The 15,412-nt window shown below is 45.6% G+C and carries 7 protein-coding genes and 1 pseudogene; 1 reads left to right on the forward strand and 7 read right to left on the reverse strand.

Translation table 11 applies throughout. The features are described from left to right. The first annotated feature begins 143 nt into the window (after positions 1–143). A pseudogene (locus tag ACE1CM_RS42680) lies at positions 144–1,505 on the forward strand (alkaline phosphatase D family protein). Positions 1,506–1,744: 239 nt separating this feature from the next. On the opposite strand, the gene ACE1CM_RS42685 reads toward ACE1CM_RS42680, so the two are convergent. The 7 genes from ACE1CM_RS42685 to ACE1CM_RS42715 all read right to left on the reverse strand — a co-directional run bounded on the left by ACE1CM_RS42685 (position 1,745) and on the right by ACE1CM_RS42715 (position 15,398). Next, positions 1,745–4,678 carry an NHLP bacteriocin export ABC transporter permease/ATPase subunit gene (locus ACE1CM_RS42685; RefSeq protein WP_374885400.1) on the reverse strand — a complete coding sequence of 978 codons (2,934 nt, stop codon included), beginning with the start codon at positions 4,676–4,678 and terminating at the stop codon, positions 1,745–1,747. A 142-nt stretch (positions 4,679–4,820) separates the two neighbouring features. Beyond that, on the reverse strand, positions 4,821–7,190 hold the full coding sequence (locus ACE1CM_RS42690) for an NHLP family bacteriocin export ABC transporter peptidase/permease/ATPase subunit (protein WP_374885401.1): 2,370 nt from the start codon (positions 7,188–7,190) through the stop codon (positions 4,821–4,823). A gap of 4 nt (positions 7,191–7,194) precedes the next feature. Next, positions 7,195–9,156: an NHLP bacteriocin system secretion protein gene (locus ACE1CM_RS42695; protein WP_374885402.1), complete on the reverse strand. Its 1,962-nt coding sequence runs from the start codon at positions 9,154–9,156 to the stop codon at positions 7,195–7,197. 56 nt (positions 9,157–9,212) lie between these two features. Beyond that, complete coding sequence (locus tag ACE1CM_RS42700; protein ID WP_374885404.1) at positions 9,213–10,295, reverse strand: cyclic nucleotide-binding domain-containing protein; 1,083 nt, start codon at positions 10,293–10,295, stop codon at positions 9,213–9,215. Positions 10,296–10,331: 36 nt separating this feature from the next. After that, positions 10,332–11,810 (reverse strand): hypothetical protein, encoded by a 1,479-nt coding sequence (locus tag ACE1CM_RS42705; protein WP_374885405.1) that lies wholly within the window; start codon positions 11,808–11,810, stop codon positions 10,332–10,334. A gap of 10 nt (positions 11,811–11,820) precedes the next feature. Next, a complete protein-coding gene (locus ACE1CM_RS42710) occupies positions 11,821–12,600 on the reverse strand; it encodes a MinD/ParA family protein (RefSeq protein WP_374885407.1) in 780 nt (259 codons plus the stop codon). A gap of 203 nt (positions 12,601–12,803) precedes the next feature. Continuing rightward, complete coding sequence (locus tag ACE1CM_RS42715; RefSeq protein WP_374885408.1) at positions 12,804–15,398, reverse strand: hypothetical protein; 2,595 nt, start codon at positions 15,396–15,398, stop codon at positions 12,804–12,806. Positions 15,399–15,412: the final 14 nt, after the last annotated feature.

Consider the following 15,412-nt stretch of genomic DNA (forward strand, 5'->3'; position numbering starts at 1 on the left):
CTAATCTTGAGAAGCTTATTCGTTACGTCCAGAGTCAGGAACATCCGGAATAAAGCAGTTGCTGCGCTTTTATCTTGGGCTTCGCTTACCCCACCCAAATTTCATTATGGGTGGGGACTGCGCTCAGCATTTTTTGTTCAAACTTGAGCAATATCATTGCTTCTGGTACAGCCTTAGCTCAAGCGGATGCAGACTACACGGTTAATGTTGATGTCACTGGTTTGGCACCTGCAAGCCGATACTTTTACCAGTTTGAGGCACTCGGTCAGACATCACCCGTCGGCAGAACCAAGACCTTGCCGACAAACGGTGTTGGGCATCTGCGTTTCGCTCAGGTGTCCTGCGCGAAATTCAACGCTGGCTTTTTTAACGCCTATAGTCGCATTGCAGCAAGGGATGACCTTGACTTTCTACTACATCTAGGCGATTACATCTATGAAGCCTCCAACAAACCGCCAGCAAGCCAAACACCGGGCGCAGACATCGGTCGTCCGTTTGAACCGCTTCACGAGTGCAAGACACTGGAAGATTACCGCCGCCGCTAGGCCCAGTATCGCCGCGACCCCGATGTACAACGTCTCCATGCAGCAATACCTCTGATTGCAACCCTCGACGATCGCGAATTCGCTGATGGTGCATGGCGTGATGGCGCTAGCGAACACAAACCAGAACGGGATGGCGAGTGGGCAGTGCGTTGCGCCGAAGCGTTCCAAGCACGCTGGGAATGGTTACCAGCACGCAAACCCGATCCAAACGACCCACACAGAGTTTTCCGTAAAGTGTCCCTGGGCGGGTTAGCCGATTTAATCTTGATTGACACTCGTACTCGTCGTGATGAACCTGTGCCACCGCCAGCAATGTTTGACCCAGCAAGGTCTGCTTTGGGTATTGAACAACGTACTTGGTTGCTGGAACAGTTCGATACATCGAATGCCCAATGGAAATTATTGGCAAACCCATCGGTAATGGCGACAACGTGGAGTAAAGATTTCCCACCCACAATCAAGCAAGCACTACTGAAGCTGAAGCTGATCGATGTTGACGGTATTGGTCCAGATTACGATCAATGGGACGGCTATCCCGTCGAGCGCGATTTACTTCTGAACCACTGGCGAGACAATCAGATCAAAAATGTTGTTGTACTTAGCGGTGATGTCCACGTCGGGCTAGCGATTGAGCTAAAGCGAGATGCCTTCGACCAGACAGAAGAACCAATCGCTGTTGAGTTTGTGACTGGTAGCTTGACTTCACAGAACCTTGACGACAAAATGGGTTGGGCAGCGCGCACACAGTCTATTCCCATTGAGCAAGAGGTGATGAAGGCTTTCCCTCACATGCGCTGGTGTGACTTTGACAGTCATGGTTACGTCATTATTGATGTCACTTCCGAACGAGTTACAGCACAATGGTGGGCTGTTGATACAGTATTGCGTCCCAGCAACAATGAAACATGTATGGCGGTCTGGGGGGTTGAGTCAGGTAAGCCAAAACTCACTCAAGGCTAATTAACGCAAGTTGCTAGTTACATCCTTTGACAGTGGTAATGGGTAATGGGTAATAGGTAATTGTCAAGAGTAGGCTGTCAATGAATCCAATTACCAATTACCGAGCGTCATCACCTTTGTTTCAAAGTCAGAAACAAAGGTGATGACCAGATTTCTCCCTGTCAAACCCATGATTTTTCCGAGCAACCGGGTTTCTTTGCCGCCAAAGCTAATAACTAGCAACTTGAGTTAATTAGGGTCTAAGCCATTTGCCTCGCCATTAACTGAGCAAATAGCCCTTCAACAGCAGCTAATTCCTCAAAACTGCCCTGTTGCACAATCCGCCCCGCTTGAAGTACATAGATGCGATTGGCGTTGCGAATTGTGCTGAGGCGGTGAGCGATGGCAATACGAGTTACTTGCAGTTTCTCCATACTTTCACTGACAATCGCCTGAGTTTTGTTATCTAAAGCACTCGTAGCTTCATCAAACAACAAAATTCGCGGTTTCAATGCCAAAGCACGCGCAATCAAAAGTCGCTGGCGTTGTCCTCCAGAAAGATTGCCACCCCCCTCACTAATCACCGTGTGCATTTCCATGGGCATGGCGGCAATATCATGAGCAAATCCGGCCATTCGTGCGGCTTCCCACGCTTCATCCCAGCTAATCTGTGCGTTGCCAGCAATATTCTCAAAAATCGATGCCGATTGCAGCTGACCATTTTGCAACACTACACCCATCTGTCGGCGCACTGCATCCACATCTAAGTCAGAGAGGTCTTGACCGTCGTAATAAATGCTACCTGATTCCGCAATATCAAACCCCAGCAGCAAGCGAAATAAAGTTGATTTACCGCTTCCAGAACTGCCAACCAGAGCAATAAATTCTCCAGGGTTCGCGTACAGACTAACATTATCCAAAGTCAACGGGCGATCGCACAGGTAGCGAAATCTAATCCGATCCACCACAATTTTACCCATTAACTGACCCGGATCGGCTTTGCTTAAATTTACTTCCGGTATAGCTGCCAAAATTGGCTGGGTGCGTTTCCATTGGGGGATGACTTGCAAAACTTCTGTAACTGTATTGCTGAGGTTTGTAGCTCCGTTAATAAAGTTACCGCTGGCTGTATTAAAAGCTAGGAAAGTACCCAAAGATAGTCCAATAGTTCCAGAAGTTTCTGCCTCTTGTAACAAGCTGATGGTGAGCCAAAAAAGTATGCCATTTGTCAAAGTTGGCATTACTGTATTGAAAACTTCAACAGCATCTTCCACTTGTTGGGTGCTGAGTTCGAGCTTGATTTGCCGACTGTAGTTTTTACTCCAACAAGCAAAGGCACGTTCCTGTGCGCCAGCGATGTGCAGTTTAGAAATACCATTGATCAGTTGCACCGTTAATCCAAAAATATTTCCCTGCAATTCCAGTTGCGGACGGACTTTACGTAACAAGATAGTACCGGAGACTGTAGTAAATGCGATCGTAACTACAGCGACAGCAAGCACAACTAAGGCTAATTTGAAGTTGTAATAAAATAATTGACCCAAATAAAATAGCGCGAACAAACTGGTAATTAGATTTATCAGAGTTCTGCCGCCGAGTTGGCGACGAATCGTACTAATTGAAGAGACGCGGGACTGAAGGTCGCCGGTGGTATACTGACGGAAAAACGATACAGGTAAATTAAGCAATCTGTCCCACACAGCAGCTTGAGTGGAAGCGTCAGATGCGGTTTCTAGTCGCAATAAAGACAGCCCTTGAGTTAACTGAAATAAACCAGTTGCTAAAGCTGCAACCAACAATCCCAAGCCAATTTGTAGTAACAATCCCCTGTCGCTATCTGGAATTGCGCTATCCATAATAATCGCAGTAGCTTGGGGAGAGAGCATTCCCAATAATGTTACTAGAATGCCAGTAAAGATAATTGCAATTAAATCTTTCTCGCGTCCTTTGAAGGCAAATTGAAGCAGATCAAAAGCTTGAAGTGCTTTATCGGGTAAAGAGCGATAAAACATATAAGCAACGGGAGCCACTGTTGCAGCTATGCGCTCATCTACTGGAAGGCGGATTTGCTCGACGGGGTCAAACATTTCATAGCGATTGGGAGAAACTAATAGCAGCGCTATTGGTCGATTATCTAGGGTATAAGCTACTAAACAACCGCAATCTTTTTCCCACCAGCATCCTTGCAACAGCACCCGCCGCATCCGGATGCGCGAAGCTCGCACAATTGCTTCCAAAGGTTCTTTTACTCGCTGGAGATTCTCAGAACGAGCTGGGGGACGAATTGTTACTCCTATTGCCCTTCCTACCGCACCAGCAGCTATTAATAAAGGCGTCCCTTCGAGGAAAAAAATTTCGTTTTTGTGGCTGAAAGTTGATGCTAGTTCGCTGATAGCTTCTGCGCTGACTTGACGGTTGAGAAGTTGGCTGGCGCGTAACCGTTGTAATTCTGACTGCGCTTCCCGTTCATCTAAAAGCTGAAAGCAGTGTAGCAGTTGAGTGTGAAGTTGGGAAAGTCCGGTGAGAATGGTATCGGAATTGGGAATTTCTCTTGTAGTTTTAGTAGCAAGTTGTACTCCTTCCATCGCTGACAACCACATTTTATCGGTGAGGGGGAAAGGGTGAGTTGTACTTGTGAGGGAAATTTCCTCAAACCCCAAAAAACGAACAGTTCCTTGAGTTACCTGTACCCAACAAGATACACCCGCTTCGGGTTGGAAAGTCTGACTCTTGTTGAGGGAGAAATGTGCTTTTCCTTCTGCTTTTACCTCAATTGCAGGTGTAGGAATTTGGCATGGAGTAGTAAGGCGTTCCAGCCAATTTTCTATCCAGGCGATCGCATCAACATCAGCATTCGCTATCAGATCTCTAAAACATTCCCGGTCCAGTTGCAACAATTCTGTTTCACCTAAGGGTACTGCCAAAATCTGACGGTGGGAATCAGAAGAAGAAGCAGCAGTGCCAAACAGCGCTTCTCCCTTACCAATACTGCATAGATAGCGGCGACTTCCTTCCACAACACCAGATTTAATAGTGACAGCAAACAACGCCATTGTTCCAGACTGAATCACCCAAACTGAATCGGGGTCATTTAACAGTATTGGTTCGTTACCTTGAATTTGGTAAGGTTTTCCTTGTAACATAGTTTTGGTAATTGGTAATTGGTAATTGGTCAGAGCCAAATCTGCTTCCAAGATCTCCTTTTTAAATGAACCGCCAAGACGCCAAGAACGCCAAGAAGAGGAAGATAAGAGGAAGGTAGGTTGGGTTGAGGTACGAAACCCAACAAGCTTAAGGTAGGTTGGGTTTCACTATCGTTCAACCCAACCTACTGTCTTAAGATTCAAGCGCTTCACCTTCGGTGCGAATTAATCGGGAATAAACGCCATCAACTTGCCACAATTGTTGGTGAGTACCTCGTTGCACTACCTTTCCGCCTTCGAGAACAATAATTTCATCGCAGTCGCGGATAGTGCTTAAGCGGTGGGCGACGATTATGCAAGTACATCCTCGTCGCCGGAGATTTTCATCAATAATTTTTTCTGTTTCTGCATCTAAGGCACTGGTTGCTTCATCCATAATTAAAATAGAGGGTTTGTTTACCAAAGCGCGAGCAATTTCTAAGCGTTGTCTTTGTCCCCCGCTTAAATTAGCAGCACCTTCTATGAGTTCGCCATCCAGTCCCCCAGACATGGAAAGGATTACATCAGCAATAGCGGCATCCTGACAAGCTTGCATCAGGTTTTTGTCTGGTATAGTGGCATCCCATAAGGTTAAATTGTCCCTGATGCTGCCGCCAAACAAGAGGATTTCTTGTTCTACCATTGCGACGGAATTAGCGAGTATTTCCTGGGGAATTTGTTCTCTGGGTGTACCATCAAACAGAATTTCTCCTGTCCAAGGTTGATATAGTCCGCTGACTAATTTAGCAATGGTAGATTTACCAGAACCGCTTCCACCAACCAAAGCAACTCGCTGTCCGGGTTTAATTGAGAGGTTAAAGTTTTCAATCAGGGGCGGTTCTAAGCGACTATAACCAAATGATATGTTTCGCAATTCAACATAGCCTTGTAGTAATTGGTAATTGGTAATTGGTAATTGGTTATTGGTAATGTTTACAGAAGGTGGAGAGGTGGTTAAACCCACTCCTGATACTGTTGGTGACCCCTCCCCAACCCCTAAGAGAAGCGGGGAGGGGCTTAAAGGCTCTGGCTCCCCCTTCCCTTGCAGGGAAGGGGGCTGGGGGGTTAGGTTTTTTGTATCCGCCCCTAAATTTATGGGGTTATTCAGCACATCATCGAGGCGGATTAAATTCCCTTCCAATTCTTGTAAAGTACTGCCGAAGTTGACAAGATTGTTTACAGGTTCTTGGAAACTGTGCATTAAACCTTGAAAGGCAATCAGCATTCCGATACTGAGGTGTCCATCCATCACTCGCAAACCGCCGACAACTAATAACAACATAGAAGAAAGCGCGGATAGCAGGGTGGGTAATACAGAAAATATCTGATTTGTGACGCCGAGTTCTTGTTGGGAATTAATTGCTTTGGTGTAGTAACCTGACCAGCGAGAAAAGAAATCTGATTCTAATCCAGATGCTTTGAGAGTTTCGATACTTTGGAGAGCGGCAATAGACGTGCCAGCAGCTTTGCCATACTCTTGAATTAATCGTTGATTGGCGTCTACGCGCTGACGGGAAATCCACTGTAAAGTGAAGACATTAATGGCAGCAAAACTGATGGCGATTGCAGTCAGTATCCAGTCATATTGGAACATGACCAAAGCATAAAAAATCACCAGGACTGTATCAATCGCAGTAGTTGCCAACTTCCCTGAAAGAACCTCAGCAACTTGGTCGTTGAGAGTGGTGCGATTGCTAATTTCTCCGGCAAATCTTTGGGCGTAAAAACTGACAGGTAAGTGCAGGATATGCCAGAGAAAGCGACTAGACATTCCCACAGATAACTTAATTTTCAGACGGCGCAGGTAGCGCAACCGCAGTAGCGTTAACCACCCTTGTAGGAGGGATGCGATCGCCATCGCCAAAAGCAGCGGACGCAACCAATCCTGTCGTTGCTGTACTAGAATATCGTCTACGAATATCTGGCTAAATATCGGCACTGCCAACCCGACAACGGTTAAGAGAAATCCCGCAACTACACAGTAAAATAAAGCACCAAGACTGCCTTGCAACCGTTGCCATAAGGAAAAGAACTTGTTGGGGAGGCGATCGCATTTTTTAAACTCCCGTCCCGGTTCCATCACCAGCACGACGCCGGTATATCCCTCGTCAAATTCCTGTTGCGAAACAGTACGCGGTCCGCTGGCGGGGTCATTAAGATGAACTTTTTGTTTGCTAAATCCCTCCACTACTAAGAAATGATTGAAATTCCAAAACACAATATAAGGAGAAGACAAGTTTTTAAGTTGCTCCAATTCCTTCTTAAAACCTTTAGCTTGAAGTCCGTAATTTCTGGCAGCTTTTAGTATATTCGACGCTTTACTACCATCACGGGAAACCCCGCATTCGCGACGCAGTTCTGCTAATGGGACAAACAGACGGTAGTAACCCAAAATAATCCCCAAAGCAGCAGCACCACACTCTACCGCTTCCATTTGCAAAAGAGTGGGAGTCTTTACCCTTTTACCTCGATTTGGCAGCAGTTTTTGCCAATCCGGTAGAGGATTAATAAACGTTACTGACATTGAATTAGAAGATACCACTGAAAGACCTCAAAATAGGTAAAACATAGGTGATAGGAGCGCGTTCTTCCACTTTGACTCTCACAACGGTTGTAGTTCCAGGAGAAATTTTCAATTGTGGTCCAGTGGAAGAAGACCACTTATAACCGCTGAAAGTTGTAGAATCTGGTTCTAGTTCAGAGAATACTTGCATTACACCTTCTTGTTTATTAGATACCAAACCCGCTACTATTTCGGGATTGCCGATTAAATTCATCGCTGCTTCTTTAGTGATGGGAAAAGGTGAAACACTCGTGACAGTGCCAACAATTCCACCAAAGCGTTCGCGCTTTACAGTTTCGGGTGTAATTTGCACTTTCATGCCTGGTTTAAATTTTTTACCTTCTTTTATTGGAAAATAGGTAACGCCTACCAGCTTGCTGGTGCTATTCTCCTCATCAATGCTCGCCAAGCGAGTTCCTGCATTTACGACTTCTCCAGGGTTAACCGCGATTTCGAGAATGCGTCCTGAGTATTGACTGATAATCTGACTTTCATTGTTTAATTGCAGTTCTAGTCTGGCGATTTCGCGCTTTAATTCTTGGATTTCTCTGGTGCGATTCGTTGCAGTTTCCAAGCTTTCTTTAGCTAGATTTGCTTCTCGACTATCCAAATCTTTTAACTGAGCTTGGAAATTGGAAATATTCCCCAGGTTTTCCCGATAGGATTTTTCCTCCTGAGCTTGTTTGACATCCAAATCTTTTAACTGAGCGCGAAAATTAGCAATGCTGCCGAGGTTTTCACGATAGGTCTTTTCCTCCTGAGCTTGTTTGACATCTAAATCTTTTAACTGAGTTTGTAAATTGGAAATGCTGCCGAGGGTTTCCCGATAGGTCTTTTCCTCCTGAGCTTGTTTGACATCTAGTTCCTTTAACTGAGTTTGTAAGTTGGAAATGCTGCTGAGGTTTTCACGATAGGTCTTTTCCTCCTGCGCTTGTTTGACATCTAGTTCCTTTAACTGAGTTTCCAGATTAGAGATTTTTTCCAGGTTTTGCAAATATTGCTGTTGTGCGTCTAAAACGAGATCGCTGGAAATAGCTTTTTCTTCTTCAAATAACTTTCTGCGGATTTCCATTCTTTTTTGGAAAATGGGATTCATAGCTTTGACTTTTTCCAGAGTTTGCTGTAATCCTTGCCGTTGTTGGAGAATAGAATCCCTAGCTTTCGCCTGCAAAATTGGCGTTAAAGCTTGAAGTTCTGCAATGCGTTGTTGCAAGCTTTGCCGTTGCTGGATAATAGAATCGCTGCTTTTGGCTTTCAAAACAGGCGTTGTAGTTTGAAGTTCTGCAATGCGTTGTTGCAAGTACTGACGTTGCTGGATAATAGAATCGCTGCCTTTGGCTTTCAAAACAGGAGATAAAGTTTGAAATTCGGCGATCCGCTGGAGCAAGTATTGGCGTTGCTGGATAATAGAATCGCTGCTTTTGGCTTTTAAAACAGGGGTTAAAGCTTGAAATTCTGCAATGCGTTGTTGCAGGTACTGACGTTGCTGCTGAATTGCTATTTTTTCCTGTTCTATGCGTTGCTGTTGCACAGAACCTAAGCCTCGGTCTTGCGATTCTAGTTCGGTTAGTTTAGCACGTTGCTGTTCCAATTGCTTGCGAAGATCGGATTGGTTAATTGTGGCGATCGCATCACCCTTTTTGACAAAATCGCCAACTTTGACATTCAAACTAAGTAATTGTCCTGGTGTTTTTGATTGGAGTGCCAAAACTTTACGAGGATAAATTAAAACGCCTCGTCCCTCGACTGTGATGGGTATGCGTCCGTATATACTCCAAACTATGGCTACAAACACCAAGGAACCTAAAGTAAATAGAGGAAGCCAACTTTTGGGACTGACCACCTGCATCAGTTGGTCTAGTCTTTCGGGGGAAGATAGGCGTTCCAGAGATTCTTGACGGAATAGATTGTGTTTTTGCTCTAGCATTTGAATCAAGGGTTGATGTTTCAGAAGTTACGCTCATATTCCGGATGGGAATTTTGTTAATTTAACAAAAGCCAATTAAACCTTTTTCCTGCTAGCGCCACCCTGTCTAAAAGATTGGCATTCAATTCATCTTCATATTCAACATTTTCATCGAGAGGCTGACCTTTACTATAAACTCGCCTAGTATAACCAAGGCGACCAATAGTTCCCTGCAATCTATGGGAAAGCGAAATTGCGATCGCTCGATAAAAACGAGATGCAAATCCTACATCCTGCTGCAATTTTGCTGTTAGCTGTTGTCTAAGAATTGACAAAACAAATGAGTCTTCAAGCGCCGTGACAGTTGCAGCGGGTAGACGACCATCAATAAAAGGTGTTTCTCCCACGATCTCGCCTTTCGATAATCTTGCTATTTCTCGACTGGGAATTTCACCACCCTCTATCGCCGCAAAAGCACGAGTTAAGGGATTACTTTTGCTCTGAGAAACAGACAAAGACATTGTTCCATTTAGAATGATATACAGTGCATCTACTGGTCTTGCTTCATGGATGAGTATAGTATTAGCCGGAATATGTTTTTGAGTTCCACAAGTCATCATCCAATCAAGGTCGCTATCATGCAATTCCCCCAAGATAAATAGAACATCTTTGAGTGGCTGACCTTGTGCGAGATTGCTGCGACCAAACCGATCGATCAGGTTTTGCAGTCTATCAGAAAGTAGAATAGCGATCGCGCGGTTAAATCGCGCTGCAAAACCCACATCCTGCTGCAATTTTGCCGCCAATTCCTGCTGAGAAATCGACATCAAAAGCGACTTTTCTACCGCCTTAACAGTCGTAGTAATTGGGCGGACACTGACAAAGGGGATTTCTCCCACAAGCTCACCGCTGTATAATCTACTAATCTCCCGCTCTGTAGTTTCACTACCCTCGATTGCTGCAAAGGCTCGTGTCAGAGGATTGTTATCAGCTTGGGAGACGGTAACTGTTAATATTCCATCCAAAAGGATATGTAGAGAATCGGTAGTTTGTCCTTCCTGGATTAGTACAGTACCAGAAGCTATTTCGCGCCGACGACCTGTAGAGATCAACCAATCGATGTCACTGTTGGTTAATTCTTTGAGCAAAACTTCTTTCATGACTAAATCCCCCTATGTTTTGTTAATCAAAAGATTTCATGATTTACGCAAAAAAACCCGGTTTCTCCCAAAAATCATGGTTGTCCAGTCGCGAGATTGACGCATCACTTTTGTTTTTGGCGCCGTTACAGTCAGCAATTTTTCTAAAATTCCTTGGATAAGACAGGTAGCTTGTTGAGAAGCCAATTCTTCCAATGTTAAGTAGGTCAAACTCATCAACATCAGAGCTTGCTCGGTAGTTGGGTTAGTTTGACTTGGCAGACACAAAGAGGGAAAAACGCGGCGACGCGGAGAATTTTCCCAGAATTTCATCGTGTCTTCCCCTACTCGCATTCCCATATCAGTCTCAAGAAGATTACTATCTCTCAACTCACTTACATATAGCGGATTGCAAGTGAGTGAGGTACAGCGAAATCGCTTCGTTTGTGTAGCGGCACCCTTAAGGGGGCCGCTACACAAACGAAGGTGTACCTCATACGGCTGCAATCCGCTGTATTGACTATCAAAGCGGCTCAAATTTTCTGCGGCTGCGTTTACCAAAGCCTGTAAAATCTTAAAAGCGCTATCAGAAAGGGTTGGCTCACCCCGGTAGTTTTGTAGCCTACCTCCCTCTCGGTAATTGGGAAACGACTCTAACCCTAAAAAGCGCAAGAACCAGTCAGCTCGATAGTACCCACAAGCGGCAACAATGCCCATATAGTCGGCAATTAATTCGTCGAATATATTGTTTCGCATCGAGTTAAACACGCGATAGGTGAAGTAGTGGGTACACTCATGTTCCAAGCGAATTATCGGCGATAGCTGCTGCCATTGGTACTCGTCTAAACCCATATCCTTGGCGGAAACGCCACTATATACACCGTCGCTCAAAATAATGAACCTATCCTGATAAAGCTGCTTTTGCGGTATTAGCTTTTGGAATTCTTCTTTCCAACTATTTTCATCGCAATTACCAGGATTTGTTGCTTCCCATTTTTGCCGATACTGGCGAATTCTATCCCAATTATTAAACCCGCTGACTATGCAGGCTCCCATAGAAGCCGGAACTGGTAGTGGTTCATTTCGCATCGTTAGCGCTTGTACTAGAGAAACAAAGTTTTCTCGGTTCCCAGCTAGTAAAACTGGGATGGATCCGGCTAGGCTTTGATGTATGAATAACTGAACTTTCTCAGGTTGGTTTAAAACTAAACCTGTTGCCTCTGCTATGCTATCTGTTGGTACACCTCTACGGGTAGCAACACGATAGGACGAGGTCTGGCTAATACCTTCCTGAATCGGAAATTGTAACTGCACCAACCGCTGTTTGAGTACTTCAAATGCTCCTATTTCTTTAGCTGCAACGGCGTATTCCTCCCAAGCTGAAACATGAGTTTCCGGTGCCAGGGGAAATTTGACCGGATGGGTTAACTTATGGCGATGAAAAACGTTTTCGTTGTATGCCAATAGTTCCTCTACAGAGGCAGCACTCGCTCCAAAGTAGGTAAGAACATCAGCACGAAATTGTTGGTTATTCATGGGCAATTTTTCACTCCAAGTTGAAAATTTGCTCGGCAATTCCTTTCACCGTCTGACAGATGGGATGGTCGGAGTAACGCAAGCAGAATATACCCTTGCTGGCTAGCTGCACCATCTCTACCGACAGGGGCAAAATCCCGGCAACCGGAGCATTGTAAGTTGTCTCTACTTGTTTTTGCAAGTCGGCAAAATCTAAAGCTGGTAGCGCTTTATTCACGACTAATAGTATTTTTGGTACTTTCAGCTTGCGAGCTACATCTAGAGTTACGGCGGTTCCTTGAAAGTCTTGGCTGTCTGGACGTAGGATAACAATCGCAACATTAGAAATCCCGATGGAAAGTAAGGTTTCTTCGTTAAGACCGGGGTGAGTATCAATGAATAGGTAGTCCAACTTTAGACAGTGGCTGAGTTCTTGAAAGCCATCGTTAAGTAGCACTACGTCATACCCCTCGCGCAGAATTCTGGCGATTTCACCCGCTTTAATACTAGAGGGAATTAGGTAGAGTTTGCCGTTGACCGTACTTGTTTCCCCTGACTCCGCCATCAGAGTATGGGTAACGTCGTAAGCGGTGTCTTTAATGTCGCAGCGTCCCCAAAGATAGTCATTGAGGGAATAGTTGATTTTTTCCTCGTTTAAACCGAAAAGAATGTGAATCCCTGGTGACTGGATATCGGCATCGACAATACCTACTCGTTTTCCCCCACGCGCCATAGTGGCTGCTAGGTTGGCAAGTATGTTTGATTTGCCAGTTCCGCCACGGAATGAGTGAATAGCTATAATCTGAGTCATATTTTTCCTCCAAGTTGTCATTAGTTTTTAGTTTTCAGGACTTACGCAAACACCAAAGTTTCTAAGAAAAATCGTCGCTTTGTCACCAGAGTAAGCAGCCAGAAACCGGGTTTCTAGGTTCGGTTTTTTTTACGAACCGCAGAGACGCAGAGAACGCAGAGAAAGAAGAAAGAGAGTTTTTCACAAAAGAAACGCCCCTTTTTTCAAGATGAAGATGGTTCGGGAAATGCGATTTTCAATCTACAGGCATTGCTAATTAGAGGTAGCAAAACTCTGCCGCCGGATAGTTTTAAGTCGAACTGCATATTTTTGTTTCCATTTTCTATTTCTACAAGTGCAGGTAGGCTCTTTAAGTCGCCGCTGGAGTTATTTTTGTGCGCCCATACTCTTAGTTCTTTTTCCTGGTGGGTTGGTAGGCGGAAGATGGCATAGCGCAGGGATTCAAGTGATGGAATTTCCACCGTAGCGGCTTGGTAAAGTTCTTCGCCAGAGTCATATCCCAGACGCACTTCGGCTATTTTTGGTTGTCCGCCGGTAGTAATTGTGAAGACAAATTGGCCTCCTGGATGCCGATCTTCTCGCAACTCTACAACCACGCGAGAAGCGAAGGCTCCACAGCGCTGCATGACCAGGGTGGCTCCTAGGGATACCCCGGCAATGCACAATGCACCGATCCGCGCTAGGGAATTTTCCCAAATGAACAAACCGTGGACGAACAGGATGGCTAAAAAGAGGCTGTAGATGCTGATGCTGAAAAATGGATGGTTGAGAATTTGGAAAACGACTCCAGGCATTAATTCGCCTTTCTGCCGACTAGAAACTAACAGCAAAACTGGGAAAATACCACCCACAAGCGTGTTACCTAGTACACCAGCAAAGGCGAGTACCCCCGTGAAAGATTGGATATCAGTCAGGAAAAGCCACTCGGTCAGCAGCAAGACTAGCACTAACGGGGTGATAGATAGGAAGAAATGACGCTTTCGCAACCAGGTTGTCCAGAACTGTCTCATAGTCTGACTCTCCCGTTCGCGAACGGCATTGTTGACCTCGGGTTTCAATTTTCCTTCGTAGGCTAGAACCATTGGTGAGGTAACTTGCAGACAGGCGCTATCTTGGTTAGCCGACTGTATTTCTAGGGTTAGACGAGTGTCCCATTTGTGCAGGTCTGGGAATTGTTCAAATAGCTGTTTAATTTCCCAATGTTTGATAACGGTTATTTCTACCTGATGGATGTTGCCGCTTGACTGGATATCTAAGCGAAACTTTGGCTGATTTTTTTCCAGTCCCAGGTAGGTTATACCTATATGGGGAACGCGACTGGGGTTGCCGCGAGGGTGCAATATCAACGTTCCCTGGTGGCGAGGCAGCATTAAGACGGGGTGAGGTCGGCTAGGTAACCACTCCCTAGTTAGATTGAGCAGCAAACTCGAACTGCGAAGCCAGGCCATTCCCAACAGGAGTGTGACTAACACTGCTCCCAAAACTGGGACGATGGAACCAACCTGCTGTGCCAGTGGCTCTAGGATGGTGCCTGACTGTCCGGCTAGTAACTGGGGCGGTACTGCTCCGTTGACTGCCAATACCCAAATGCAAAATAGAATCGTTAAAAAACCAGTCCCCGCCACGCTACCCCAAATCAGCGAGGAAGCGCTAGGGTCGCGGGGGAGTATCAGTTTGGCACATTCACCCACATACACATGTCCGAAATAGAGCATCAGGCTAACACCGAGAATTCGCTCTAACATCCAGGGTTGGAAATGACCGTTGAGGAAAGGTAAATTTATATACAAAAGGTTTTCCAGTTGCACGTGGCGGAAGGCTAGCAGTGACAGAACGAGCAGCAAACTAACGTTAATCGCTGCCAGCAATACCATTACAGCAACCGTGAAGTTGAGCGATGGACGGGAAAGTAGGTACAATCCAGCCCAGAAAAGCAACACCGCCCACAGTGCTGCTGGTATGTGAGTGAAGTTTGCCATCGTAGCCGACAAACCGATATAACAAGCTAGCGCTATGAGGAAAACACGGATAGCTACGGCTAGTGAAAGTATAAATGAACCCGCATTGCCTAAGTAGTTGGCGGCTAATTGTTTGATAAAGGGATTGCCGTAACGAAAGTCACCGCTGCGACCGACTGCTTCTGCCATGCAAGCCATCGTCAGTATATTGATAGTGCCGATAATTACTACAAATCCAACCGTAGCCAAGGGACCGATATCGGCTACAGCGATGGGCAAGGCTAAGAAAGCTTGGGGAAGACCGAGAGCAACGGTGATTAAGGATGCCAACCAGAAAGGTGGTAGAGACTCTATGCGCTCTTGGGTTGCCGTCCACTTCCAGCGCCACTGTTCGATCAGCGGCAGCTTAGAGGCAAAAATTCTCGCTAGCTGTCTTCTGTACAGGCGGGAGAAAGCCACCTGTACTGCTTTGTCATCCAAACATAAACTTGCCCGAATATTAGGCACGCACTGATAGGTGAAAGTGTATTTCTCACCGAGTGCGTGGGCAATAGCGGCTTTTAATTTGGAGTTTTCTGGTACGAGGGGTTGCCATTGGTTGGCGTAGCGTTCCAGTTGCTGGATGGTGGGGTGGAGTGGTGGTGCATTTCCTAAAGCAAAGGCTTCCAGGAAAGCCAGATCGCGCTCGTTAGCTGCTTGTGAGGTGAGGGAAAATTCTACCCGCGATCGCGCTACGATCTGCGCTGTTCGACTTTCGATTAAAAATAGCAGCGTATTTGCTCGTTTGGCAGGGAAACCCTCCAGTACTTCTTCTCGCGATATTAATTCGTCGGATGACATAAGATTTTGGATTT

Origin of the sequence: Microseira sp. BLCC-F43 (assembly GCF_041929235.1) — a bacterium.
Taxonomy (GTDB): Bacteria; Cyanobacteriota; Cyanobacteriia; order Cyanobacteriales; family Aerosakkonemataceae; genus Microseira.

Coding starts and splice junctions, on each gene's coding strand:
- ACE1CM_RS42690 (WP_374885401.1), bottom strand. CDS start 7,190: ATGTCAGTAACGTTTATTAATCCTCTACCGGATTGGCAAAAACTGCTG.
- ACE1CM_RS42695 (WP_374885402.1), bottom strand. CDS start 9,156: ATGCTAGAGCAAAAACACAATCTATTCCGTCAAGAATCTCTGGAACGC.
- ACE1CM_RS42700 (WP_374885404.1), bottom strand. CDS start 10,295: ATGAAAGAAGTTTTGCTCAAAGAATTAACCAACAGTGACATCGATTGG.
- ACE1CM_RS42705 (WP_374885405.1), bottom strand. CDS start 11,810: ATGAATAACCAACAATTTCGTGCTGATGTTCTTACCTACTTTGGAGCG.
- ACE1CM_RS42710 (WP_374885407.1), bottom strand. CDS start 12,600: ATGACTCAGATTATAGCTATTCACTCATTCCGTGGCGGAACTGGCAAA.
- ACE1CM_RS42715 (WP_374885408.1), bottom strand. CDS start 15,398: ATGTCATCCGACGAATTAATATCGCGAGAAGAAGTACTGGAGGGTTTC.